The following is a 23,584-nucleotide window of genomic DNA, read 5'->3' on the forward strand; positions in this document are numbered from 1 at the left end:
TTGCATCTATAATAAGCTGGCCTATACGTAGTGAGGGGCACTCCGATGAGGCCGGACAAGCCTGCGGAGATGTTCGACCGGGACTTTGAGTGGACCGAGCTGACCCGGTTCGCCACCTACCCCGGTCGCGAGGCCGCGCTGGGTGTCGTCTCGGGGCGGCGTCGTCAGGGCAAGACGTTCCTTCTCGACGCGATCACCCGTGCCTCCGGCGGCTTCATGTTCACGGCCACGGAGACCACCGAGGCCGACGCGCTCCGACAGTTCGGCGAAGCCCTGGGTGTCTACTGCGGCGAGCCTGGCCCCTTTCGCTTCGCCCACTGGGACGAGGCCATCACTCGACTCCTGCGCATTGCCACCGACGGCCCCACGATCGCCGTGATCGACGAGTTCCCCTTCCTGGCCAAGGCCTCTCCGGCCTTGCCGTCGATCATCCAGCGGGCCCTGGACCCCGCCGCCCGCCATGACAACACCCCGGTCCGTCTCCTTCTGTGTGGCTCCGCCCTGTCCTTCATGAGCAGGCTGCTGTCCGGCAACGCACCCTTGCGCGGTCGTGCCGGTCTCGAACTCGTCGTTCCCACCCTCGACTACCGCATGGCCGCCCAGTTCTGGGACATCACCGATCCCCGAACCGCCGCCCTCACGCACGCCATTGTCGGCGGCACCCCCGCCTACCGCCGTGAATTCACCCAGGGCGACACCCCCGTCGGCCCCGATGACTTCGACGACTGGGTCATCCGCGCCGTCCTCAACCCCGGCCGCCCACTTTTCCGCGAAGCCCGCTACCTCCTCGCCGAAGAGCCCGAACTTCACGACACCGCGCTCTACCACTCCGTACTGGCAGCCATCGCCTCAGGAAACGCCGCACGCGGCGGCATCGCCGACTACCTCGGCCGCAAAGCCACCGACCTCGCCCACCCGCTGACCGTGCTCGAGGACGTCGGCCTCATCCGCCACGAACCCGACGCCTTCCGCCGCAACCGCTCCGCCTACCGCATCGCCGAACCGCTCGTGACCTTCTACCACGCCGTCATGCGCCCCAACTGGGGCGACCTCGAACGTCCTGGCCGCGCCCCCACCGTCTGGCGGCGCGCCCAGGCCACCTTCCGCAGCAAGGTCCTCGGCCCTCACTTCGAGACCCTCTGCCGTGAATGGGCCCGCTGGCACGCAGCCCCCGAAACGTACGGCGGCCACCCCACGCGCGTGGCGGCCGGCACCGTCAACGACCCCTCCGCCAGAACCAGCCACGAAGTCGATGTCGCCGTCTTCGGCCACGGGGACGACGACGCCTCCGACCGCGAAGCCCTGCTCGCCATCGGCGAAGCCAAATGGAACGACACCATGGGCATCGGCCACCTGGAACGCCTCCAGCACATCCGCGAACTCCTCCACGCCCGCGGCGCCACATCGGCGGAGCAGACCCGCCTCATCTGCTTCAGCGGCGCAGGCTTTACCGGGGACCTCCATCAAGCCGCCGAACAAGACCCCACCATCCAACTCGTGGGTCTGGACAGGCTCTACAACGGCGAATGAACCGTCATGAGGTGGGGGCACGGCCTGTCAGCCGGGTTGGCGGAAGCTCTCGAAGATCCGGGCGAAGCCTTCCTCTCCGTGGCCCGCGTCGATCTGGCGTTGGATGAGGCGCTGGACCGTGGCCACCACCTCGGTGCTGATGCCCTGTTCGGAACTGGCGGTCAGGATGTCGCCGAGGTCGGAGAACCTGAGGCTCTGTTGCCCGTCGACGGTGTAGTCCCCGCCGTCGATGACCTCGGCGAATTCCTGGAAGCCGCCGGTCATGGCGGTCAGCCAGGGCGCCGCCATGGTGGCGAACTCGCCCACCGTCACACCGGCCGGTGCGACCATCGCCGCGCCGTGCATGAATCCGGCGAACATGACGTACATGCCCGAGAGCAGGGCGAGGTCGTACAGGGACGCCAGCCCGGCATCCTCACCGAAGTAGGTACTGGTTCCCCAGAGTTCGAGCAGCGGCTTGTGCTGATGGAACACCTCGGCCGACCCGCTGTAGAGGACGGATGCCCCCGGCCGGCCGATCATCTGCGGTACGGCCATGATGCCGCCGTCCAAATACGCGACTCCGGTACGGGCTGCCCAGGCGGCCAACTCCCGGGACTGGGCCGGGGATGTCGTGGTGACGTTGATCAGGGTTCGCCCGGCCAGATCGTCGGAGAGCGGATCGAGTACTTCATGGACCGAGACGTGGTCCAGCAGACATACGATCACCAGCCCGCCGGCACGGACCGCGTCGCCGGACGTGGCGGCGGCCCTGGCTCCCAGCGCGACGAGGCCTTCCGTTTTGCCGGGTGAGCGGTTCCAGACCGTTGTCGTGTACCCGGCCTTCACCAGCGCCTCTGCGAGGGTGGTCCCCATCGCGCCCAGCCCGAGAACGCTCACCTGAACGTCGTTGTTGTTCGCTGTCACTTCGCGGTTCCCCTCGTGGTCTGCGGCTCTTCGGCTCTCGACTCTTCGGCTCGATCCTCTCCGCCGCCGCTAGAGTTGACCAGTACGGACTAATTAGTCAGGTACTCACCATTTGGTAAGTGCCTCTGGGGAGGAGCGGGATGGCAGCGCCGGCACGACGAGGTCCCTACTTCTGCGGTATCGACGCGGCGATGGACGTGGTCGCCGGCAAGTGGAAGTCACTGATCCTCTGGGAGCTGCACCACCACGGAACCCGCCGGTTCGCCGAACTGCGCCGCGGACTGCCGGGCGTCAGCGAGAAGATGCTGGTTCAGCATCTGCGGGAGATGGAAGAAGACGGGCTCGTCCATCGTGAGGTGTACCGAGAGGTGCCACCGAAGGTCGAGTACTCCCTGACCGAGCACGGCATCTCCCTCAACGCCGCCCTGGCCCCACTGGGGAGTTGGGGCACCGAACGCATACAGCGGATCGGGGCGGACAAGGTCGCGGTCGATGACGACGCGACAGTTCGGCGATAGGAACGACGGCGTGCTTGGGCGGCGTGCCTCGGGGGGCATGACTGTCGGGGGAAATTGTGACACTTGCCCGTGCAAGTGTCACAATTTCCCGCACCAGCCCCAGCCCCTCGCCGCGTCGCCTGAGCCTCGGCGCTGTCCGCCGTGGGCCCGCGACGTCAGTCCCCGCCGCCTCCGCCGCCACCACCGTCGCCGCCCCCACCGCCACCGTCGCCGCCTCCGCTGCCCGCGTCCCAGCCGTCTCCGGCCCCGCCGCCGGAGCCGTTGTCGTCGCTGCCGGAGCCCAGGTTGGTGAACCAGGGCTGGTCCCAGACGGGCTCATCCGCGGACGCGGTCCGGCGGGCGCGGAAGCGGACCGTGCCCGTCGCGTCGCCGAGGCCGAAGGCGACCGCGAAGGTGTGGGCCATGACGGCATCCAGCGGTTCGGGGCTGTCGTGCCGTACGTCCGCGAGGGGGAGAAGCGCCGTGCCCGGCATGGCCGCGCCCGGCATGGCCGCGCCCGGCAGGGGGCGGGTGAGGAGGGCTACGAGACGGCCGTTGCAGGTCAGGCGGGAGGTCCGCGCGTTCTCGCGCGTCAACTCCCAGCGGCGCTGCGGGAGTTCGACGACCACGGAACGCTTCGACTTCCGCACGGCGGAGGTCGCGGCCAGCATGGCGGGCGCCTCGCCCACCGTCAGCAGCAGCCCCCGGCTGGTGTCCCTGCGGTCGGCCGACACTCCGTGCGGGGCCCGGATCCGTACGACGGGGGCCGACGGCGACCAGACGTCGACGCGCACGGACCGCCGGTCCACGGCCACCGTGACCGGCCCGCCCGGACCGTCGGCGAAACGCCGTGCCATCCACAGGGGCACACCCTCCGCCCGCGCCCGGTCGGCGAGCGCGCTGACCGCCGCCGGGCCACCGGCATGACGTACCGCCATATCCCCAAGAAACTGGGCGAATTCGGCCGCCCGGCGCGCCTTCACCGGCTTCGTGGACCCGGTGATACGCGTGACCGGCACGATCCCGGTGCCGGAGGGGAAATGCGCGAACGGCCGCTCGGAGCCACCGCCGCCGAGCCACTGCCCCCGCAGATACGCATCCGCCATGGCCACCATGTGCAACTCGGCCGGCGGAGTCGTCCTGCTCCCCACCTTCAGCCCGCCCTCGGTCAGCTCGACCGTCCTGGCCAGCGGATTCCAGGACTGCTCCGCGTACACGGTCTCACTCACCTGCGCGCCCCCATGTTTCAGTCCGTCCGATGCACCGTTGAAGTGCACTCTCGAAGTACACAGTTGAAGGTCACTCTTGAAGTCGCTCAGGTGCCGTGCGCGGTTCCGGTTCGAGGCGCTGGTCCGGGTGAGCCACCGGGCCGAAGGTGCACGGGCAGCCCTGAGTGGCTGTGGCGCAGGTCACCGGAACCACCCGCACCCGGCGGAGAGTCACGGGTGTGAGGTGTATGAGGTGCATAGGACATGAGTGACCGCTTGCGCGCGCGGATACGGGCGGGTGACCGCGAGGCCTTCGCGGAGATCTACGAGGAGTACGCGCGCACCGTCTACAACCATGCCTTCCGGTTGACCGGCGACTGGTCGACCGCCGAGGAGGTGATGGCCGACACCTTCCTCGACGCCTGGCGCACCCGGGAGCAACTGGAGCCGGAAGGCGGCACGGTGAAGCCCTGGCTGCTGGGCATGGCGACGAACAAGTCCCGCAACGCCAACCGCGGCCTCGGCCGCCGTCTGGCCTTCCTGGCCCGCCGCCCCGCACCGGACTTGGTGGCGGACTTCGCCGACGAGACCGCCGGCCGCCTCGACGACGCCCGCCGGCTGGCCGCCGTACGGGAGGTTTACGACCGTTTGCGGCGCGGGGAGCGGGAGGTGCTGGCGCTATGCGTATGGACAGGCCTGGACTACGCGCAGGCGGCCGAGGCCCTGGGCGTCCCCGTGGGAACCGTGCGGTCACGGCTGTCCAGAGCGCGGGCGAGGCTGTGGAAACTGACCGATCATCAGCTACGGGAAGAAAAGCCGGAAACTCGAGCAAACAAGGAAATTCTCGCAAACAATACGGAACCGCTGCGCCGTCGCGGAGAGCTACCAAGTGAGGCCGCGTTGGCGGCCATTCCGTTCCAGGAGATTCAGGAGGGACCCCGATGAACGCCGCCGGTTCCGGGCCGAGCCCCATCCGGGCCGAGCGTGAGGGCGAGGAGCGCGAGGAGCTGACCCGGCTGCTCCCGCCCCCACCCGAACGGGACGTACCTCCTGGTCGCCACTCCCACCACAAGGACCGCTTGATGCAGCTCATCGATGACGACCAGAGCCGTACGACCTCCGGCCAGGCCTCCGGAGAAGACCCGCAGACGAAGCAGCCTCGTCTCCGGCTGTCGCGCCCGGCACTGTGGATGCCCGCCGCGGCCCTGGCGCTGGCCGGGGCGTTGACCGTAGGCCTCGTCACCAGGGCGGATTCCGGCAACGGCGTCGAAAAGCCCGGCGGCGACAGCGCCGTGGTCCTGCTCGACCGCATCGCCGAGGTCGCCGCGAAGTCGGAAGTCACGCCCGTACGCGACGACCAGCTGGTCTACGTCAGGAGTCTGGAAGCCGGAGCGGAGTGCCAGGAGGACGGCCCGTGCGAGCCGGGGCGACTGAGCGAGCGGGAGGCGTGGCTGTCACAGGAGCCGGGCCCGGTGAAGAAACTGGCCGAGTTCTACGAGAACGGTGACTACGTCCCGCTCAGGGAGTTGCTGCCGCCGGGTTCGCCCGGCACCCCGGCGGGTGTCGGCCGCCCCACGTACAAGTGGCTGGCGTCCCTGCCCACCGATCCGGACGAACTGCTCGAGGAGCTCTACCGCCTGGCGAAGCCGGTGAAGGGCGAGGAGAAGGCACAGGCCGTCTTCGACGAGATCGGCGAACTGCTGAACGCGTCGGTCATGCCTCCGCGGACCGCCGCCGCGCTGTACGGTGCCGCGGCGAAGATCCCCGGGGTCGAGCGGGTCGAGGACGCGGTGGATCCGGCGGGCCGGCACGGGGTCGGCATCATCCGCGTCGACAAGCGGGTGTCGTGGGCCACCGAGTGGATCTTCGACCGTGACACCCTCACCTACCTCGGCGAACGCAGCTACCTGACGAAGGACACCCGGACGGGCAAGAAGGGCACGGTCCTGCAGGAGACCGCCATCCTGAAGCGAGCCGTCGTCGACGAATACCGCCAACGCCCCGGCTCCACCACGAAGTAATGCCTGCGGCCCGGCCGGACGCGGTCGCAACGCGACCGCGTCCCCGGCGCCCGGAAACCGGATGCCATGCACGGCTCCGAGGTCCCGGTCCGGACCGCGTGACGGTCCCGCACCTAGCATCGCAGGCCAGGCTTGCTCGAGGCAGAGCAAGCCTGGCCGAGCAAGTCGGGCCGGTGACCGCAGTCGGGCGAGTGCGGACGAATGCGCGCGATCAGTCGCGGCGGATCAGTTCCGGGTCGATGCGTCGGCCAACGAGCGGCAGGGTTCCGAGGGCGGACACGGCCGCCACTCCCGCTGCCGCGAGCGCGAGTACCGGGAGTCCGGCGAAGTCCCAGTAGATCTCGCTGCCTCCGGTGATCAGATAGCACGCCTCGGCGAGCTTGCCCGTCACAAGCGCCAGGGCGAGGCCGATGCTCAGCGGCAGTACGACCTGCACGCACTGCGCGGCCCGCATCGTCCGCGCCCGCGCGCCGATCAGCGTGACGGCGGTGACCTGCGGGCGCCGCTCCACCGCCCGGTCGGTCGCCGAGACGACGAAGGCCGCCGTACCGATGACCAGGCCCATGATCATGCCGACGGCGAGCAGGGTTTCGAGGACGGCGATCTGCTCGAGGCCGTCGACGTTCACGCCGACGGGGTTGACTTCGGCGGTCGGGATGACGGCGGCGATACCGTCGAGGACCTTGCGGACCTCGTCGTGGTCAGAGCTGCCGGTGAGGACGTACTGCGCCCTCTCCGGGCGGGCCGTGGCAGGCAGCGCCGACGGCGGGATCAGCACCTCCGCTCCACCGACTCCCGACGGGTCGTACCCGCTGTAGGCGATCTTGTCTTGCGGAAGCGTGATGCTCAGGGTCTTGCCCTGGCCGCCTTCCGGTATGCGGAACATGAGGGAGTCACCGGGGCGCGCGCCCTGACCGGTGCCCGCGTCCGGGTCGCTGAGCCGCATCACCTTGCCGTCCACGCAGCCGTCGGAGTGCTGTACCAGTTTGGCCAGTTGACCACAGGTGGCGACGACGGCGCTGGCCCAAGGCTGGTCAGCGGAGCCTTCGGGGTCGGTCCAGGAGTCCATCGTCACTGCGTGCGCGCGTACCCCTGGTACCTCGGCGAGTTCCTGCTGCTCTCGCACGGTGAGCGAGGACAGTTGGAAGGAGTAGTCCTGGACGGGAGCGGACGGCCGGGTGACCTGGTCCAGTTGGATGAGCACGCCCTGGGCGAGGGAGGCGGAGAAGACGAGCAGCACGAGGCCGGTGACGACGCGCATGGTGCTGCCGGGCTCGACCTCGTTGCGCCGCATCGCCAGATTCAGGGTGAGGGATTGTGTGGTTCGCGCCAGTCGGCGGGCGAGGGCGTACGAGATCAGGGGCAGCGTCAGCACGAGCCCCAGCCCCGTCAGCAGAATGCCTGCCGGCATCACGAGTGCGTTCAGGCCAATGCTGTTTGCGGGGCGATCGGTGAAGCCGGTGGCGCAGTAGCCGACGACGATTCCGAGGCCGGTCACCAGCAACAGGCCACCCCACTTGGTGGGGCGCTTGGGTGCGGCGGTGCGGCGTACCGCCAGTGGATTGGCGGCGGCATCGCGTGCGCTGGCCCGGCCGACGAACCAGGCGAGAAGCGGGCAGCCGATCAGGCAGATGGCGATGGTGATAGCGGACGGCGCGCCATCGTCCGGGTACCACCTCAGGCTGGGCAGTCCGGTCCGGGTCATCACCTGGTTGAGAACCCAGTACTCACCGAGGCCGATGATCGCGCCAAGCAGCGCGGCTACGACGGTCTCGGCGGCGTTGACCCGCTGGGTGCCCTTGGTGCTCAGGCCCAGCAGACGCAGGGAGGCGAGGCGGCGGTTCCGGCTGGCGGCGGAGAGTCGGGCGCAGACGGAGAGGAAGATGCCGAGGGGGAGCAGGACGAGTGATCCCATGGCGAAGCGGACGTAGGTGAGTGTGGAGGGCTCGATGGCCGGGACGGGGGCGTAGCTGTATCCGAAGCTCTCCAGGGCGCGGCCCTCGTCGGCGATCTTGTCGCGAGTGGTGCCGACGTAAGCGAACAGTTCGTCGGGATGGGCGAGCCCTGCGGCGCCGATCAGACCCGCCTCTCGGCCCGGCATGAGTGCCTTGACCGCGGGCTGGTCACGCAGCAGGTCGTGTACCCGAGGGGAGACCAACACCTCGCCAGGGTCCGGGAGTTCCTTCAGCCCCGGCGGGATCTTGTCCGCGTCCTTGGTGTTCTCGGTCCCCTTGGCGATGAACACCCGAGTGAAGCCCTTGGACCCGTACGGGTCGGTGCGCTGGAGGACCAGCGTGGCACCCGCGGGCTGCGCGGATGCGGTCTCCGGCTGTCGTGCGGCGGCCCGGCCGTCGTGTGCGTCGAGGATCTGAGGAATGGTGAGGACGAGGGCGAGGCAGCAGACTCCGAGGGAGCCGCCGACCGCCATGAGGAAGAAACGTATGCGGTTGCCGCGGCCGGCGCCGAACAACAGGCGCAGGCCGAGCAGGAACTCCCTCACGCCGCCCCCCGAGACGTGAGCACGCCGTCGGACATCGTGTAGTGGGTGTCGGCCTGCGCGGCGACGGCGGGATCATGGGTGACCAGGATGACGGCGGTGCCCTGCGAGCGCGCCAGGTCGAGGAACTCCTTCAGTACGGCAGAGGAGTTGGCGCTGTCCAGGGACCCGGTCGGCTCGTCGGCGAAGACGACGGCCGGGCGGTGGACCAGGGCCCGGGCGACGGCGACGCGCTGGCTCTGTCCGCCCGACACCTGCGAGGGGCGGCGCTCGCGCAGTTCACCGATTCCGAGCCGGTCGAGCACCTCACCGGCGGCCGCCAGCGCGGGCCGCTTGCGCTGTCCCGCCAGGCGCAGCGGCAGAGCGGTGTTCTCCTCGATGGTCAGCTCGGGCAGCAACTCGCCGTACTGGAAGACAAAACCGAACCGTTCCCGGCGCAGCGCACTGATCTCTTCGTCGGTGAGGCCACCGAGCACCTGCCCTTCGAACCGAACCTGCCCGCGCGCCGGAGGCAGCACGCCCGCAAGGCAGTACAGCAGCGAGGACTTGCCCGAACCGCTCTGCCCGGTGATGACGGCGACCTCCCCCCGGGCGATCGAGAGGTGAGCGTCACGGACAGCCGGCTGCTTGCCGTAGGAGAGGTCAACTCCCTTGGCCGAAAGGACTTTTGACGTACTGATGGCTTCCCCCAAAGAAGCGACCGGGCCCAGGTGGTCAACCTGGGCCCGAGACTTGCCGATGTGCTTTCGCTTACCTGTTGTAGTGCTTGGAGACCGAGCAGTTATCAGGGTTGAACGAACCCTTGTCACGGCAGACGCGGATGTCCGCGTCGTCGGTGTAACGCTGCGGGGCCGCCCAGTTGCGCGCTCCGATGGAAACGGTCTTCTTCTGCTTCCCGTTGTAGCGGCTCCAGCCGTACCCCTCGACCTTCACCTGCACGTACACGTTGTGCCCGTCATCGTGGTCGGTGTCCTGGAGCTTTCCCTTCCACTCGAAGGCGCCGTGGTGCGTGCCCGCCGGGTGCCACGCGTACTCGCCGTGGTGGAGCTTCGCACCGCCGGTCGAGAACGTCGGCATGTCGTGCCACGACGCCGCGACTGCCGTGCCCGCGCCCATGGCGAAGAGGCCCACCACAAGGGCGCCCGCTGCCAACTTACGCACATTTCCTCCCGTTTATCTTCTGTTGTCAGGCCCTGGTGGTCATGTCGCTTTCAGAGCCGCGGTGACGTTAACAGCAGATAAAGCGGCAGGATGGGATGGTTAGTTCGATCTTGGCGTATCTGCCCGACCTCGCGGTGGGTGTTCTTTGCCATGATCTAGCCGTGACTTTGCCTTGGTATTACCTTTATTGAGTCGTGACCTCGTAAGGGCGGTCGAAACGCGGGAGCGGCAGTCCACATAGCGCCCCGCTCTCCGGCGTAACGGGATGCCGTTGGGGGCTTCCCCGGTCGGGTGGTCGCGGGACCCTGGTAAGCCGCCAACTGGCAGTCGCTGCAAGAACTTTCCGGCATTTTCAGAGGCTCGGCTTCCGCTTCGGGAGGTGTGCCTCTACTATCTGCCGCACCGCAGGCTTGCAAGCTTTCAGCAAGAAAGTTCACCGGCTGTTCCATGGCACCCGCACCCGCACCCGCACCCGCACCCGCACCCGCAATGCGCCACCTTCGATGGAGAAGGACCCCACATGGCCAGTAAATCTCTCTCCGGCACCCTCGCCCTCGTAGCGGCCGCCTCGGCCGTGCTCGCCGTCCCCGCGAGCACCGCGTCCGCGTCGCCGCCCGGTGGCAAGGACGTCACCGCCGTCCTCTTCGAGTGGAACTTCGACTCGGTCGCCAAGGAGTGCGCCAGCACGCTCGGCCCGGCCGGGTACGGCTACGTGCAGGTCTCCCCGCCCGCCGAGCACATCCAGGGCGCGCAGTGGTGGACCTCGTACCAGCCCGTCAGCTACGCGATCGCCGGACGGCTCGGCAGCACCGGTGACTTCACCGACATGGTCGCCGCTTGCCACAGCGCGGGCGTGAAGGTCGTCGTCGACACCGTCATCAATCACATGGCGGCGGGCAACGGCACCGGCACCGGCGGCTCCTCGTACAGCAAGTACGACTACCCGGGCCTGTACTCGTCGAACGACCTCAACGACTGCACCTCGCGCATCAGCGACTACACCAACCGCGCCGACGTCCAGAACTGCGAACTGCTCGGGCTCGCCGACCTGGACACAGGCGAGGAGTACGTCCGCTCCGCCGTCGCCGGCTACATGAACAAGCTGCTCGGTTACGGCGTCGACGGCTTCCGTATCGACGCGGCCAAGCACATCCCGGCGGGCGACCTCTCCGCCATCAAGTCGCGGCTGAGCAATCCGGACGCGTACTGGAAGCAGGAGGTCATCTACGGCAGTGGAGAGGCCGTCCAGCCCACCGAGTACACCGGCAACGGGGACGTCCAGGAGTTCCGGTACGCCTACGACCTCAAGCGCGTGTTCAACAGCGAGAACCTCGCCTACCTCAAGAACTACGGCGAGGGCTGGGGCTACATGAGCAGCGGTGTCTCCGGCGTCTTCGTCGACAACCACGACACCGAGCGCAACGGATCGACCCTCAGCTACAAGGACAACGCCAACTACACCCTCGCCAACGTCTTCATGCTGGCCTACCCCTACGGCGCGCCCGACATCAACTCCGGCTTCGAGTTCTCGTCCACGGACGCCGGCCCGCCCAACGGCGGTGCGGTCAGCGCCTGTTGGCAGGACGGCTGGAAGTGCCAGCACGCCTGGCCGGAGATCAAGTCGATGGTCGCCTTCCGCAACGCCACCCGCGGTGAGCCCGTCACCAACTGGTGGGACAACGGGGGCGACGCGATCGCCTTCGGGCGGGGCGACAAGGGGTACGTCGCCATCAATCACGAGTCGAGCGCTCTGACCCGTACGTATCAGACGTCGCTTCCGGGCGGCACGTACTGCGACGTGCAGAGCAACACGACCGTCACCGTGGACAGTTCGGGGCAGTTCACAGCGACCCTCGGTTCCAATACGGCCCTGGCGATTCACGCCGGAAAGCCGAGCTGCTGAGCCACCGCAGCCAGCGGCGACTGCAACTGCTGAAAGTTGTTTCTGGATGTTTCAGAAGTCTTGCAGCAAGGCTTTCGGCGGCGATACGGTCGCTCGGGGTCGGACCCACGAGAGCCGTCATCGCAAGGAGTCCACATCCGTGATATCGAGATGGCAACCGGCGTCGCCGAAGCGCCGTACCGCCCGTACCAGGCGAGTCGCTGCGGTCACCGTAACCGCGCTGGCCGCAGTGCTCGTCCAGGCAGCCCTCGCGGCGCACGCGAACACCGCGCCTTCGCCTGCGCCGCCGTCCGGCGCCAGGCCCGCCGCCGAGCCCGCCCGGCACGACCTCACCCGCGACACCGAAGCAGACCCCAAAGCCGCCCCCAAGGCTGCCCACAAGGCCGAGGCCGTCTGGCTCGACGCGAACACGGTCGTCTGGAACGGCGCCAAGTCGGCCGCTTCCACCCAGCTGCTGTACGCCCATGACGGCGACCTCTCCGACGCGCGCCGCCTGCGGCTGCGGGGAAGCGAGCTCACCCAGGCGCAGAAGGAGAAGTTCCCACACCTGGCGAAGCACACCGCCTGGTCGGTCGATCCACGCGACCGTGACCGCGCCCACGACCGGGTCCGTGAGGCGCTGCGAGGCCGCGTCGTCGCCACCCAACTGGCCGCCAACGGCGCCGTGGTGGCCGAGACGGCGGTGCAAATCGCAGGCGTACTCGACGATCTGTACGACGCTAGGGACGCGGACCTCGGCCCCGTGCTCCGCAAGGGCAGGCCCACGCTCTCCCTCTGGGCGCCCACGGCCCAGAACGTGTCACTGGAGATCGGTGAGAAGGCCGCCGCCGTGCCGATGAAGCGGGACGGGAACACCGGCGTCTGGTCGGTCACCGGCCCCAAGTCCTGGAAGAACAAGCCCTATCGGTACGTCGTGAAGGTCTGGGCGCCGACGGTCCAGAAGGTCGTCACCAACAAGGTCACCGACCCCTACTCCCTCGCTCTGACCACCGACTCCAAGCGCAGCCTTGTCATCGACCTCGCCGACAAGTCCCTTGCCCCGCACGGTTGGTCGCGCCTGAGAAAGCCGAAGGCCGTCCCGTTGAAGGACGCCCAGATCCAGGAGCTGCACATCCGGGACTTCTCCATCGAGGACAGGACGGCGAAGCACCCCGGCACCTATCTGGCCTTCACCGACAAGAACAGCGACGGCTCCCGGCACCTCAAGAAGCTTGCGGAGGCCGGGACTTCGTACGTCCATCTCCTGCCCGCCTTCGACATCGCCACCATCCCGGAGACGAAGGCCGACCAGGCGGCCCCCGGCTGCGACCTCGTCTCCTACCCCGCCGACTCCGACCAGCAGCAGGAGTGCGTGGCGAAGACCGCCGCGAAGGACGCGTACAACTGGGGCTACGACCCGTACCACTTCACGGTGCCGGAAGGCTCGTACGCCACTGATCCCGAAGGTACGGACCGTACGGTCGAGTTCCGGAAGATGGTCAAGTCCCTCAACGATGACGGGCTGCGGGTCGTCATGGACGTGGTCTACAACCACACCACCTCCAGCGGTCAGGCAGGCACCTCCGTGCTCGACAAGATCGTGCCCGGCTACTACCAGCGGCTGCTCGCCGACGGCTCCGTGGCCACCTCAACCTGCTGCGCCAACACCGCACCCGAGAACGCCATGATGGGCAAGCTGGTGGTGGACTCGATCATCACCTGGGCGAAGCAGTACAAGGTCGACGGCTTCCGCTTCGACCTCATGGGTCACCACCCGAAGGCGAACATCCTCGCCGTACGCAAGGCCCTCGACGCGCTCACGCTCGAGAAGGACGGCGTCGACGGCAAGGCGATCATCCTGTACGGCGAGGGCTGGAACTTCGGCGAGGTCGCCGACGACGCCCGCTTTGTCCAGGCCACGCAGAAGAACATGGCCGGCACCGGCATCGCGACCTTCTCCGACCGGGCGCGTGACGCGGTGCGTGGTGGCGGCCCGTTCGACGAGGACCCGGGCGTCCAGGGCTTCGCCTCCGGGCTCTTCACCGACCCCAACTCCTCTGCCAACAACGGCACTTCGGAGGAGCAGAAGGCCCGCCTGCTGCACTACCAGGACCTCATCAAGGTGGGGCTCTCCGGCAACCTCGCCGACTACCGCTTCACCGACTCCAGCGGCCGGCAGGTCAAGGGCTCCGAGGTCGACTACAACGGGGCGCCCGCCGGATACGCGGACGCGCCCGGCGATGCTCTCGCCTATGTGGACGCGCACGACAACGAGTCGCTGTTCGACGCGCTCGCCTTCAAGCTGCCGTCCTCGACGAGTGCGGCCGACCGTGCTCGTATGCAGGTCCTCGCCATGGCCACCGCCACGCTCTCGCAGGGACCGGCGCTCTCCCAGGCGGGCACCGACCTGCTGCGTTCCAAGTCCCTGGACCGCAACTCGTACGACAGCGGCGACTGGTTCAACGCGATCCACTGGGACTGCCGGGACGGCAACGGCTTCGGGCGCGGGCTGCCGATGGCCGCCGACAATCAGTCCAAGTGGCCATACGCCAAGCCCCTGTTGGGCTCCATCGAGGTGGGCTGCCCGCAGATCGAGGGCACCTCGGCCGCGTACCGGGACCTGCTGAAGATCCGTACGAGCGAGAGCGTCTTCGGGCTCTCCACCGCCGAGCAGGTGCAGTCCCAGCTGTCCTTCCCGCTGTCCGGCGGCAGAGAGGAGACGCCCGGTGTGATCACGATGAACCTCGGCGACCTGGTCGTCGTCTTCAACGCGACGCCCGAGCGGCAGACACAGGGGATCGCGGCGCTCGCGGGGAAGCCGTACGCGCTGCATCCGGTGCAGGCCGCGGGCTCGGACCCGGTCGTCAAGGGCTCGTCGTACGAGACGGAGTCGGGCACCTTCGCTGTCCCGGCCCGCAGTGTCGCGGTCTTCTCGCAGGCCACCGGCTAGGCTGCTGGCAAGAGCCGTAGAACAGGAGTGCCCATGCCGCAGATCACCGTCGACTACTCGGCGCCGCTTGCCGACGCCTTCGACCGGAAGGGGTTCGCGCTCGCGCTGCACACGATGGTGGTGGAGACGGCCGCCGCGAAGCTCCCGGCGTGCAAGACGCGGTTCCGGCCGACAGAGGACCTGGTGATCGGCGGGGAGGCGGACGGGCATGCGCTGGTGCATGTCATGATCGCGCTGCTGCCCGGCCGTACCGAGGAGACGAAGGCGGCGCTGACCGAGCGGACGCTGGAGCTGCTACGGGCCCATGTAAAGCCCGCCGGGGTCACGCTGCACGCTTCCGCGGAGGTGCGGGACCTGGACGCCTCGTACAGCAAGTTCGAGGAGTAGGGGCGTAGGGGCGTAGGGGCAGAGCTACGACGCGAGCGCTACGAGCCGGCCGACGAGGTCCATGAACGGGCCCTCGGCCGGCTCGTCCTTGAGCATGCGGCGCAGCAGATTCGCCATCTCGTCGTCGTACGCCGCGCTCACCGCCGCCAGCGCCGCGAAGTCGTGGACGAGCTGTGCTTCCAGCTCGGCTCGGGGGATGCGGCGGCCGTCCAGCCAGATCAGGGCCGTCGACTCGGCGAGCGAGATCCAGGAGCGGATGACCAGTTCCAGGCGGGCGGGCGGCCGGTCGATGTCCAGATGCGCCAGTATCTGCAGGTACGCGGCCTGCCGTACGCCGTCGACGAGGGCGTTGGTGGCGGAGGAGCCGACCGCCGGGCCGCCCCGCATCAGCGCCGAGAAGCCGGGCCCGTGCTCGTCGACGAAGTCGAAGTACCGTCGCATCACTCGCAGCAGCCGCGTGCCCAGCGGGCCTTCCCGCGGCTCCACGAACCGGGTCGCCAGATCGTCGGCGGCACGCTTCAACGCCGCCTCGTACAGGCTGAGTTTGCCGGGAAAGTAGTGGTAAACCAGGGGCCGGGAGATGCCGGCGGCCGAGGCTATCTCGTCGATGGAGACCTCGTCGGGCGAGCGTCGGCTGAACAGCTCGAGGGCGACGCCGATCAACTGCTGCCGTCGTTCCTCGACACCCATCCTGCGGCGTACCTGTACCCCGGTTGTCATGCGAACACCTTACCGATCGAATCCGGCCTCCAACGGGACGGTGCCGTAAGGGTGTTCACATGTCCAGCGCCCAGCTGCGCGTGTCTGTGGGCGTCCGGCGGGCGTCGGATGGGTGTCCGCGGGCGTTGGCCGCCGGGGCCGGGTGTGTGGTTCGGTGGGGGGCCGATTGAGCGTGAGGCGCCCGGGAGCCGTATCGAGTACAGGGCCCTTGCCGGGGCTCTCTGCGGCGTGGAGTACATGTCGCCGGACGTGACCGGAGGAAAAGATGAGGTTGACGCGACACAGTCTGGCCGCGGCCGGAGCAGCCGCCGCGCTGGTGGTGCTGACCGGCTGCGGCTCGGACGACGGCGGGGAGAAGGTCCCCGCGACCGCGACCGGGAGTCTGGAGAAGATCGCGGGCCAGGCCGGCTGCAAGCCGAACATGCAGATGGACGAGGACACGATCCGGCAGGCCATCTGCAAGAACTCCGGGGGCAGGTTCGTCCTCGCGACGTTCGCCACCGACCGCGGTCAGCGCGAGTGGCTGAACTCGGCGAAGGACTACGGCGGCTACTACCTCGTCGGCCGCAAGTGGGTCGCCATCGGCAAGGAGAAGACGGTCACGGCGCTGCGCGGCCAAATCGGCGGGACCATGGAGGAAGGGTCCGAACACATGAACCCCGGTGGCAGTCACAACAAGGGTGGTCACCACGGCTGACCACGAGGGCGGTCACCACGGCTGGCCGCCCGGGTCCGGCGCACTTCGAGGGCAAGCGAAAGCCGGCGGTGGGAATCCCACCGCCGGCTTTCTACTGCCTACTGCCTACCTACTGTGCTACTGGCAGTCCTGGCCGCTGTTGATGCACTCGACCACCTGGTTCATCGTCTCCTCGTCGAAGAAGTTGAGGAAGTCGTTGTGGTCGGTGATCGGCTTGTGCAGCTCCGTCGGGAAGCCGTCCACCGCGAACGGGTTCTGGACCTGTCCGTTCTCGATCTGCGGCGCCGGAACGTCGTAGACCAGACGGGCCTGGAGCTGGGGGATGGCCTGGAAGCCGTTGTCGCAGGTACCGTCCTCGTTCACGAAGGCCACGTGGTCACGGTGGTTGGCGCTGTCGATGTTCTGACCGTCCCAGCAGCTCTGGAAGAAGGACGTCCGCACCACGGAGCTGCCCTCGGGGCAGATCGGGTACTTGTCCGTCAGCTGCCGGTCCTCGAAGCCGGTGCAGCTCCAGTTCGTGTTGGCGTTGGCGAGGCCGTTGCTGAAGGCCTTGGCGTCACCGGTGATGATGCGCAGGGCCTGCGGCATCGCGACGACGTCGCCCGCCTTGTTGCCGACGAACTTCAGCTCCGCCTGGGCGGCTTCCTGGATCGGGCCGATGTTGCCTTCCGCACCGCCACCGAGGTCGTTCGCGTCGAACTCGTCCTCACCGTTCTGCAGGCGCAGCACCGGCCAGTAGTACGACGACTTGTCGCCCTGGTTCTCGCAGCTGGTGTCAGCCTGGAGGAACTCCTCGTCGCTGGTGAACGCGTCGTTGTCCTGGTTGCCGACGTAGTCGTGCGTGTGCTGGGCGCCGTTGTCGACACCCGGAGCAACGATGATGTTGTCCGAGTTGTGGTTGTCGTTCCCGTTGGTGCCACAGCTCGTGGTGAAGCTGCCTGTGGAACCGGAGTCACCGTTGGCGGGGAGCCCGTTTCCGTTCACACCCTGCGGGCCGCCGTTCGGCTGAACCTGGGTGATGTCCTGGAAGTCGGCTGCGACCGGGCCGCCCTGCTGGCCCTGGTCCTGACCGTCACCCTGGCCCTGGTCCTGACCGTCGCCCTGGCCCTGGTCCTGGCCATCGCCTTGACCCTGGTCCTGGCCATCGCCCTGGCCCTGGTCCTGGCCGTCGCCTTGACCCTGGTCTCCACCGTTGTTGATCTGGTCGGCCGGCACACCCTCGCACTGGGCCATCTGCTCGGCACCCTGCAGAGGCTGGCCGCCCGCGTTCCGGATGTTGATGTTCATCCGGTCGATGGTGGCCACCCGCTTGGACTTCAGCGGGCCGAGGATGGCGTTGTCGACGTAGGCGGCGTCACCGGCCTGGGCCTGGCGCGTGTCCGCGAGACGCGTGTAGGCCTCCGAGATCTGCTGGTCGAGCTTCGCCAGCTCCTGGTCGACACCCTGGCGGGCGCCGTCCGGCACATCTTTCAGTGACTGCCCGACGTCCGGGCATTTGATCGTTGCCACCCCTGCGGCGGTCGGCTGCGCGTTCTGCTGCGAGTTCCCCTCACCCGCCGATGCGTAGATATTGGCCGCGAGCAAGCCGCCGCCGCCCAGCGCGAGAGCCGCCGATGCGGCTATCGCCCGGTTGGCGAGCGTTGAGCGGCGTTTTCGGTTCGTGCGTCCCATGGAACTCCTCTGGCTTCCTTGCGGGGCATTGAGGCGCCCGACAGGAGGTGAAGCGGCGTCCTTCAATACGCAAGGGGCTCATGGGGTGTTCAGCGGCATCAGAAATTAGTGAGAGATTGGTGGAGCAATTCCGGCGCAAAGGGCCCAGAACCCCCTGTTTCAACGGCAGTTGAGGGGGTAACGCTGACTCTTGTTCAGTGAATGCCGGTGTTGTTTCAACGTCCCTGATCCAAATAGGCGAGAACGGCCAGGACGCGGCGATTATCATCGTCCGACACCTCAAGGTCCAGCTTCGCGAAGATGTTGGAGGTGTGCTTCGCAATGGCCCGTTCTGTCACCACGAGGCGCTCCGCGATCGCCGCGTTCGAGCGGCCCTGAGCCATCAGCTCCAGCACCTCCCGCTCACGCGGCGTCAGCCGCCCCAGCGGCCGGCTCTCCGCCTGACGCCGCGACAACAGCTGCTGGATCACCTGCGGATCCATCGCGGTGCCACCCGCCGCGACCCGGCGTACGGCATCGATGAACTGCTCGGCGTCGAAGACCCGGTCCTTCAGCAGATAGCCGACCCCGCCGGTCCCGTCCGCCAGCAACTCCCGCGCGTACAACTGCTCCACGTGCTGCGACAGCACCAGCACCGGCAGCCCGGGTCTCGCCCGGCGCGCCTTGAGCGCGCACTGCAGGCCCTCGTCCGTGTGCGAAGGCGGCAGCCGTACGTCGACGACGGCGACGTCCGGCTCCAACTCGGCGAGCGCCCGCTCGAGTTCGGGACCGCTCTCCACCGCCGCCGCGATCTCGAAGTCGTACGCCTCGAGCATCCGGACCAGTCCGTCGCGCAGTAGGAAGAGGTCTTCGGCTAGGACAACTCGCAAGGGATCTCCATGGTCACCATGGTGGGACCGCCCGCGGGGCTGCTGACGGCCAGGATGCCGTCGAATGTACTCAGTCGCCGCTCGACTCCGGAGAGTCCCGAACCGGCCCCGATCCCGGCCCCGCCCTTGCCGTTGTCGGTGACGGCGATCCGCAGCATGCCGTCGGTGTGGTGCACATCGACCCAGATCCGGTCGGCCTCCGCATGCTTCACGGCGTTGGTGAGGACCTCGCTGACGGCGAAGTACGTGGCCGACTCGACGGGGGCGTCCGCGCGCCCCGGGAGGTCCACGTCCACCTCGGTGCCGACGGGCAGCCGTAGCGCCAACGCCCGTACGGCGTCGCCGAGTCCGCGTTCGGCGAGCACGGGCGGGTGGATGCCGCGGACGAGGTCGCGCAGCTCGGTGAGCGCGTCGGCGGACTTCTGGCGGGCCTCGGCGAGCAACTGCCTGGCCTTCTCGGGGTCCTTGTCGAGGAGCGCCTCGACGGTGCCGAGGTCCATGCCCATCGCGACCAGCCGGGCCTGCGCCCCGTCGTGCAGGTCCCGCTCGATGCGCCGCAGTTCGGCGGCCGAGGTGTCCACCGCGTCCCGGCGGGTCTCGGTCAGGACGCGGACGCGCTCGGCCAGCTCGCCCTGCCCCGGGGCGAGGAGGGCGCGGGTGAGCTGGAAGTGGGCCTTCAGCAGCCGCGGGCCGGCGAAGTGGGCCAGGAAGAGGAGCGCGAGCGCCAGCGCGGCGGCGCCGAACGCGGAGGCCTGGCCCGTGACCGGCACGAAGCCGTACCAGTACGCGACGTATCCGGCGTCCGCGAAGACCCGCCACAGCCCGGCCGCCAGCGCGAACCCCTCCAGGGGGTAGAGGAACAGCACCGCCGGCAGCAGCACGGTGACGAACCCCGCCGTCATGTCGACCGGCAGCCACCGCAGGTCTCGCCAGGTCGCCGGGTCGCGCAGCAACGCGAACGTACGCGTCCACGGCTTGGCGCCCTTCGGGACCGGCCGGTACGCCGACGGGATCTTCACCCCGCACCACTGCGCGGCCAGCACCCGCCGCCAGTCCGCGAACGCCCGCACGCCCGTAAGCACCCAGGGCGTGGTGACGAGCCCGATCCCGATCGGTATCAACGCGATGGACACCACGGAGAGCGTGAAGCAGAGCACGGCCCCCGGCAGCAGCACCGGCGCCAGCCCGAGCCCCCGCACCGCCGCGATCCCGCTCCCCCGCACCCGCGCGGAACCGCCACTCTTGGTCTCGGCGGAACCGCCACTTTTCGTCTCGATGGTCGTCATGGCGTCAGTTTGGCGGAGGGGGCGGGACGGGGCACGGGGGCTGGGCTCCGATCAAGGGGTGTTGCCAGCTACACCATGGCGCTCCGCTCGGGTGGGCGGTTTGGACGCTGCGGTCCGTTGGCCGCTCCCACGCGGATGGGCCGTTCATCGGCTGCGGGCCCGTTTGGGCTGGTCGCGCCCACGCGGCGGAGCCGCAAATTGATACAGCCCCGCGCCCCTGAGGGGCGCCTTTCGACACCGGCGCTATGAAGCGAGCCCCTGCCTCAGCTCATAGGCCCAGCACCTTCGCCTCCACCTCCGGGTCGAGGCCCTTCGCCGGTCGGTCCGGGCGCTGAGGTGCCGTCCCGCCCAGGGTCTGCAGCCACGCCCACGTGTCCGTCACCGTCTCCTCAACGGGGCGGCACTGAAGGCCAGTTGCCACGGCGCGTGACACGTTCGCGCTGTGGAGGGCGCCGTGCAGTTCGCTCGCCGGTGGTACCCAGACCGGTAGTTGGGTCCAGGGCTCGATGCCGGCGTCGAGGATCAACTCGGGGGCGGTCCAGCGGAGTTCGGCGTTGCTGCCCGTTGCCTGCACGCAGGCGTCGAGGAGTGCCCCCATCGTCGTATGCCCCTGCGGGCTGATGAGGTTGTACGGGCCGCTCAACTCCCGTTCCGCCGCCCCGAGTACCCACTCGGCGAGGTCGCGGGCGTCGACGTACTGGAGCGGCAGCTCACGGGGGCCGGGTGCGAGGACGGGGCCGCCGCGGGCGATGCGGGTCAGCCACCATGGCAGGCGGCCGACGTTCTCGTACGGGCCGAGGATCAGACCGGCCCGTACGAGCACGGAGCGCTCTTCGTCGAAGGCGTCGACGGCGGCGAGCTCACCGCCGCGCTTGTCCCGCGCGTAGTCGGTCTGCTCCGCGTCCGCCGAGGCGCCCTCCACCGGGGGAGCTTCCTCGGTGTAACCGGCGGCCGGCGGCCACGCGTACACGGAGCAGCTGGACACGTAGACGTACCGGCCGGCGCGGTCCTTCAGGAGCCGCGCCGCGTCCCGTACGGCACGTGGCGCCCACGACCAGGTGTCGACGACGACGTCCCAGTCGCCCTCGGCCGCCGCGAGCGCCGCGAGCCCGTCGGGCGCGGTGCGGTCGCCGAGCAGCGACCGCACCCCGGCCGGAGGCTCGTGGGTTCCCCGGTTCAGGACCGTCACGTCCCAGCCGCGGGCGAGCGCGGCCTCGACGACGGCCCGCCCCACGAAATCCGTACCGCCCAGCATCAGAAGTCTCATGCCTTCGACTCTGCCCGGCCGGCCCGCGGGACGGAACGGGAATCTGCCTTCAGCAGAGAGTCAACGCCCGCTCGGCGGAACGTACTTGTACCCCACGCGCCGTACTGTCCGGATCGCCCCCCGGTGCTCCGCACCGAGCTTGCGGCGCAGCCGGGCGATGTGGACGTCCACGGTGCGGCCGTCGCCCACATGCCCGTAGCCCCAGACCGTGGACACCAGGTGGTCGCGGGTGTGTACCCGGTGCGGATGCGCCACGAGGTGCGCGAGCAACTCGAACTCCAGGTAGGTGAGTTCGAGCGGCCGTCCGTCGACCTCGGCGGTACGCCGCACGGGGTCGACGTGTACGAGGGAGTCGCCGCCCTCGGGTTCTTCGCGGTCCGGGGCGTCTTCCGGAGCCGTGATGGGCGGCAGGGCGGGCTGCTGGTCGGCCGGTACGAGTACCAGGTAGCCGACCATGGGCGGTCGGCCCGGCAGCTTGGGCAGGGTGTGCGGGGGAGCGGGCAGCAGGGTGGTGCCCGGCGGCAGGAGATCCGCGACATCCGCGGACGGGAAGTAACGGGTGTTCGCCATGAGAGGTCAGCTCTTTCGCGCGAGAAGTTCGACGAGGACGTACGTCGTGTCGCGCGGGCCCAGGGCCTGTTGGTACGGCGTCAGCGGGCCGGCGCGGTCAGCGCGCGCGGCAACACTCACGGTCGTAGTCGTGGTGCTGACGGGAAGGCCAGAAGGGCTCGAGGTCATGGCGACCTGTCGCGGGGTGCTTCTCGGGGCCGACCATGAGCCAATTGAAACAGATGAAGCGGACAACGGTGAGGGGGCGCCCACCGTTTGTGATGGACGCCCCCTCACGGAGTCGTACGGAGTTGCCGTCGTACGGAGTTGCCGTCGTACGGGTCAGACCTGGCCGGCCTTGTCCAGCGCCGTGCAGCAGGTGTCGACGATCAGACGCGTCACGACGTACGGGTCGACGTTCGCGTTCGGGCGGCGGTCCTCGATGTAGCCCTTGCCGTCCTTCTCGACCTGCCACGGGATACGGACCGAGGCGCCACGGTTGGAGACGCCGTAGCTGTACTCGTTCCACGGGGCCGTCTCGTGCAGACCGGTCAGGCGGTCGTCGATGCCGGCGCCGTAGTTCTTGACGTGGTCCAGCGGCTTGGAGCCCTCGCCGAGCGACTCGCAGGCGGTGATGATCGCGTCGTAGCCCTCGCGCATCGCCTTCGTGGAGAAGTTGGTGTGCGCGCCCGCGCCGTTCCAGTCGCCCTTCACCGGCTTCGGGTCCAGCGTCGCGGAGACGCCGAAGTCCTCGGCGGTGCGGTACAGCAGCCAGCGGGCCAGCCACAGCTGGTCGGCGACCTCGAGCGGGGCGAGCGGGCCGACCTGGAACTCCCACTGGCCGGGCATGACCTCGGCGTTGATGCCGGAGATGCCCAGGCCCGCCTTGAGGCAGTTGTCCAGGTGCGCCTCGACGACGTCACGGCCGAAGATCTCGTCGGCGCCGACACCGCAGTAGTAACCGCCCTGCGGCGCCGGGAAGCCGCCCTCGGGGAAGCCCAGCGGCTTGATGCCCTCGAAGAAGGTGTACTCCTGCTCGATGCCGAAGATCGGCTCCTGCTCGGCGAACTTCTCCGCGACCTCGACGAGCGCGGCACGCGTGTTGGACTCGTGCGGCGTCATGTCGATGTTGAGTACCTCGCACATCACGAGCAGGTCGTCGCCGCCGCGGATCGGGTCCGGGCAGGAGAAGACCGGCTTGAGCACGCAGTCGGAGGCGTGGCCCTCGGCCTGGTTCGTGGAGGACCCGTCGAAGCCCCAGATCGGCAGGTCGGCACCCTTGGCGTCATCGGCCAGGATCTTCGTCTTGGAACGCAGCTTGGCCGTCGGCTCGGTGCCGTCGATCCAGATGTACTCAGCCTTGAAGGTCACGGGCCACATCCTTCGGGGTGGGTCTTGTCGCGCTCGGTCGTCTCGGGCGCGCGGCGCTGCGGCACTGGGGCGCCGCGGGGATGCCCGCAGCCTGTCAACAGGGGATTTCCCGATC

The 23,584-nt window shown here is 68.8% G+C and carries 20 protein-coding genes; 8 read left to right on the top strand and 12 right to left on the bottom strand.

Annotated elements, in window-relative coordinates; all coding sequences use genetic code 11:
• Positions 1 to 45: 45 nt before the first annotated feature.
• Entirely contained in the window at positions 46 to 1,530 is a 1,485-nt protein-coding gene (locus tag OHT21_RS34285) for an AAA family ATPase (protein ID WP_328772136.1), read from the top strand.
• 27 nt (positions 1,531 to 1,557) lie between these two features.
• Here the strand turns inward: OHT21_RS34285 and OHT21_RS34290 are convergent, their stop codons facing one another.
• Positions 1,558 to 2,436: an NAD(P)-dependent oxidoreductase gene (locus OHT21_RS34290; protein ID WP_328772137.1), complete on the bottom strand. Its 879-nt coding sequence runs from the start codon at positions 2,434 to 2,436 to the stop codon at positions 1,558 to 1,560.
• 140 nt (positions 2,437 to 2,576) lie between these two features.
• Here OHT21_RS34290 and OHT21_RS34295 point away from each other — a divergent pair, with 140 nt between their 5' ends.
• Positions 2,577 to 2,954 carry a winged helix-turn-helix transcriptional regulator gene (locus OHT21_RS34295; RefSeq protein ID WP_328772138.1) on the top strand — a complete coding sequence of 126 codons (378 nt, stop codon included), beginning with the start codon at positions 2,577 to 2,579 and terminating at the stop codon, positions 2,952 to 2,954.
• Between the two features lie 155 nt (positions 2,955 to 3,109).
• On the opposite strand, the gene OHT21_RS34300 is transcribed toward OHT21_RS34295, so the two are convergent.
• The gene (locus OHT21_RS34300; protein ID WP_328772139.1) at positions 3,110 to 4,162 is read right to left on the bottom strand and encodes a hypothetical protein; all 1,053 of its coding nucleotides are present in this window, start codon (positions 4,160 to 4,162) and stop codon (positions 3,110 to 3,112) included.
• Between the two features lie 243 nt (positions 4,163 to 4,405).
• On the opposite strand from OHT21_RS34300, the gene OHT21_RS34305 reads away from it, so the two are divergent.
• Entirely contained in the window at positions 4,406 to 5,086 is a 681-nt protein-coding gene (locus OHT21_RS34305) for an RNA polymerase sigma factor (RefSeq protein WP_328772140.1), read from the top strand.
• Complete coding sequence (locus OHT21_RS34310; protein WP_328772141.1) at positions 5,083 to 6,162, top strand: CU044_5270 family protein; 1,080 nt, start codon at positions 5,083 to 5,085, stop codon at positions 6,160 to 6,162. Before OHT21_RS34305 ends, OHT21_RS34310 begins: the two co-directional genes overlap by 4 nt.
• 211 nt (positions 6,163 to 6,373) lie before the next feature.
• On the opposite strand, the gene OHT21_RS34315 is transcribed toward OHT21_RS34310, so the two are convergent.
• Genes OHT21_RS34315 through OHT21_RS34325 form a run of 3 tightly spaced genes read right to left on the bottom strand, consistent with a single transcriptional unit; the run spans position 6,374 to position 9,820 of the window.
• Positions 6,374 to 8,662 (bottom strand): FtsX-like permease family protein, encoded by a 2,289-nt coding sequence (locus OHT21_RS34315; RefSeq protein WP_328772142.1) that lies wholly within the window; start codon positions 8,660 to 8,662, stop codon positions 6,374 to 6,376.
• Positions 8,659 to 9,351: an ABC transporter ATP-binding protein gene (locus OHT21_RS34320; protein ID WP_328772143.1), complete on the bottom strand. Its 693-nt coding sequence runs from the start codon at positions 9,349 to 9,351 to the stop codon at positions 8,659 to 8,661. Before OHT21_RS34320 ends, OHT21_RS34315 begins: the two co-directional genes overlap by 4 nt.
• Before the next feature lie 58 nt (positions 9,352 to 9,409).
• Entirely contained in the window at positions 9,410 to 9,820 is a 411-nt protein-coding gene (locus OHT21_RS34325; RefSeq protein ID WP_328772144.1) for a hypothetical protein, read from the bottom strand.
• 520 nt (positions 9,821 to 10,340) lie between these two features.
• Between OHT21_RS34325 and OHT21_RS34330 the strand changes: the two genes are divergently transcribed.
• From OHT21_RS34330 to OHT21_RS34340, 3 genes are all read left to right on the top strand, one after another.
• Positions 10,341 to 11,723 carry an alpha-amylase gene (locus tag OHT21_RS34330; protein ID WP_328772145.1) on the top strand — a complete coding sequence of 461 codons (1,383 nt, stop codon included), beginning with the start codon at positions 10,341 to 10,343 and terminating at the stop codon, positions 11,721 to 11,723.
• A 139-nt stretch (positions 11,724 to 11,862) separates the two neighbouring features.
• Positions 11,863 to 14,652, top strand: coding sequence for a pullulanase-type alpha-1,6-glucosidase (gene pulA, locus OHT21_RS34335; protein WP_328772146.1), 2,790 nt, complete (start codon positions 11,863 to 11,865; stop codon positions 14,650 to 14,652).
• A 33-nt stretch (positions 14,653 to 14,685) separates the two neighbouring features.
• Positions 14,686 to 15,039, top strand: a complete 354-nt coding sequence (locus OHT21_RS34340; RefSeq protein WP_328772147.1) for a 5-carboxymethyl-2-hydroxymuconate Delta-isomerase — start codon at positions 14,686 to 14,688, stop codon at positions 15,037 to 15,039.
• Between the two features lie 24 nt (positions 15,040 to 15,063).
• Here OHT21_RS34340 and OHT21_RS34345 read toward each other — a convergent pair whose 3' ends face one another.
• A complete protein-coding gene (locus OHT21_RS34345) occupies positions 15,064 to 15,759 on the bottom strand; it encodes a TetR/AcrR family transcriptional regulator (RefSeq protein ID WP_328772148.1) in 696 nt (231 codons plus the stop codon).
• 265 nt (positions 15,760 to 16,024) lie between these two features.
• On the opposite strand from OHT21_RS34345, the gene OHT21_RS34350 reads away from it, so the two are divergent.
• Positions 16,025 to 16,456 carry a hypothetical protein gene (locus tag OHT21_RS34350; RefSeq protein ID WP_328772149.1) on the top strand — a complete coding sequence of 144 codons (432 nt, stop codon included), beginning with the start codon at positions 16,025 to 16,027 and terminating at the stop codon, positions 16,454 to 16,456.
• A gap of 117 nt (positions 16,457 to 16,573) precedes the next feature.
• On the opposite strand, the gene OHT21_RS34355 is transcribed toward OHT21_RS34350, so the two are convergent.
• From OHT21_RS34355 to glnII, 6 genes are all read right to left on the bottom strand, one after another.
• On the bottom strand, positions 16,574 to 18,127 hold the full coding sequence (locus OHT21_RS34355) for a DUF1996 domain-containing protein (protein ID WP_328772150.1): 1,554 nt from the start codon (positions 18,125 to 18,127) through the stop codon (positions 16,574 to 16,576).
• 215 nt (positions 18,128 to 18,342) lie between these two features.
• Positions 18,343 to 18,996, bottom strand: coding sequence for a response regulator transcription factor (locus tag OHT21_RS34360; protein ID WP_328772151.1), 654 nt, complete (start codon positions 18,994 to 18,996; stop codon positions 18,343 to 18,345).
• Positions 18,981 to 20,282 carry a sensor histidine kinase gene (locus tag OHT21_RS34365; protein WP_328772152.1) on the bottom strand — a complete coding sequence of 434 codons (1,302 nt, stop codon included), beginning with the start codon at positions 20,280 to 20,282 and terminating at the stop codon, positions 18,981 to 18,983. Before OHT21_RS34365 ends, OHT21_RS34360 begins: the two co-directional genes overlap by 16 nt.
• A 268-nt stretch (positions 20,283 to 20,550) precedes the next feature.
• Positions 20,551 to 21,549 carry an SDR family oxidoreductase gene (locus tag OHT21_RS34370; RefSeq protein ID WP_328772153.1) on the bottom strand — a complete coding sequence of 333 codons (999 nt, stop codon included), beginning with the start codon at positions 21,547 to 21,549 and terminating at the stop codon, positions 20,551 to 20,553.
• Between the two features lie 60 nt (positions 21,550 to 21,609).
• Positions 21,610 to 22,119 carry a winged helix-turn-helix domain-containing protein gene (locus tag OHT21_RS34375; RefSeq protein WP_328772154.1) on the bottom strand — a complete coding sequence of 170 codons (510 nt, stop codon included), beginning with the start codon at positions 22,117 to 22,119 and terminating at the stop codon, positions 21,610 to 21,612.
• A gap of 321 nt (positions 22,120 to 22,440) precedes the next feature.
• On the bottom strand, positions 22,441 to 23,469 hold the full coding sequence (glnII, locus tag OHT21_RS34380; RefSeq protein WP_328772155.1) for a glutamine synthetase: 1,029 nt from the start codon (positions 23,467 to 23,469) through the stop codon (positions 22,441 to 22,443).
• Positions 23,470 to 23,584 lie beyond the last annotated feature (115 nt).

The sequence above is a fragment of the Streptomyces sp. NBC_00286 genome (assembly GCF_036173125.1).
In the GTDB taxonomy this organism is placed as follows: domain Bacteria; phylum Actinomycetota; class Actinomycetes; order Streptomycetales; family Streptomycetaceae; genus Streptomyces.

Bases quoted from the DNA above. Each gene is read 5' to 3' on its own strand.
- OHT21_RS34285 (WP_328772136.1), top strand. From the start codon at position 46: ATGAGGCCGGACAAGCCTGCGGAGATGTTCGACCGGGACTTTGAGTGG.
- OHT21_RS34295 (WP_328772138.1), top strand. From the start codon at position 2,577: ATGGCAGCGCCGGCACGACGAGGTCCCTACTTCTGCGGTATCGACGCG.
- OHT21_RS34305 (WP_328772140.1), top strand. From the start codon at position 4,406: ATGAGTGACCGCTTGCGCGCGCGGATACGGGCGGGTGACCGCGAGGCC.
- OHT21_RS34310 (WP_328772141.1), top strand. From the start codon at position 5,083: ATGAACGCCGCCGGTTCCGGGCCGAGCCCCATCCGGGCCGAGCGTGAG.
- OHT21_RS34330 (WP_328772145.1), top strand. From the start codon at position 10,341: ATGGCCAGTAAATCTCTCTCCGGCACCCTCGCCCTCGTAGCGGCCGCC.
- OHT21_RS34340 (WP_328772147.1), top strand. From the start codon at position 14,686: ATGCCGCAGATCACCGTCGACTACTCGGCGCCGCTTGCCGACGCCTTC.
- OHT21_RS34345 (WP_328772148.1), bottom strand. From the start codon at position 15,759: ATGACAACCGGGGTACAGGTACGCCGCAGGATGGGTGTCGAGGAACGA.
- OHT21_RS34350 (WP_328772149.1), top strand. From the start codon at position 16,025: ATGAGGTTGACGCGACACAGTCTGGCCGCGGCCGGAGCAGCCGCCGCG.
- OHT21_RS34355 (WP_328772150.1), bottom strand. From the start codon at position 18,127: ATGGGACGCACGAACCGAAAACGCCGCTCAACGCTCGCCAACCGGGCG.
- OHT21_RS34365 (WP_328772152.1), bottom strand. From the start codon at position 20,282: ATGACGACCATCGAGACGAAAAGTGGCGGTTCCGCCGAGACCAAGAGT.
- OHT21_RS34370 (WP_328772153.1), bottom strand. From the start codon at position 21,549: ATGAGACTTCTGATGCTGGGCGGTACGGATTTCGTGGGGCGGGCCGTC.
- OHT21_RS34375 (WP_328772154.1), bottom strand. From the start codon at position 22,119: ATGGCGAACACCCGTTACTTCCCGTCCGCGGATGTCGCGGATCTCCTG.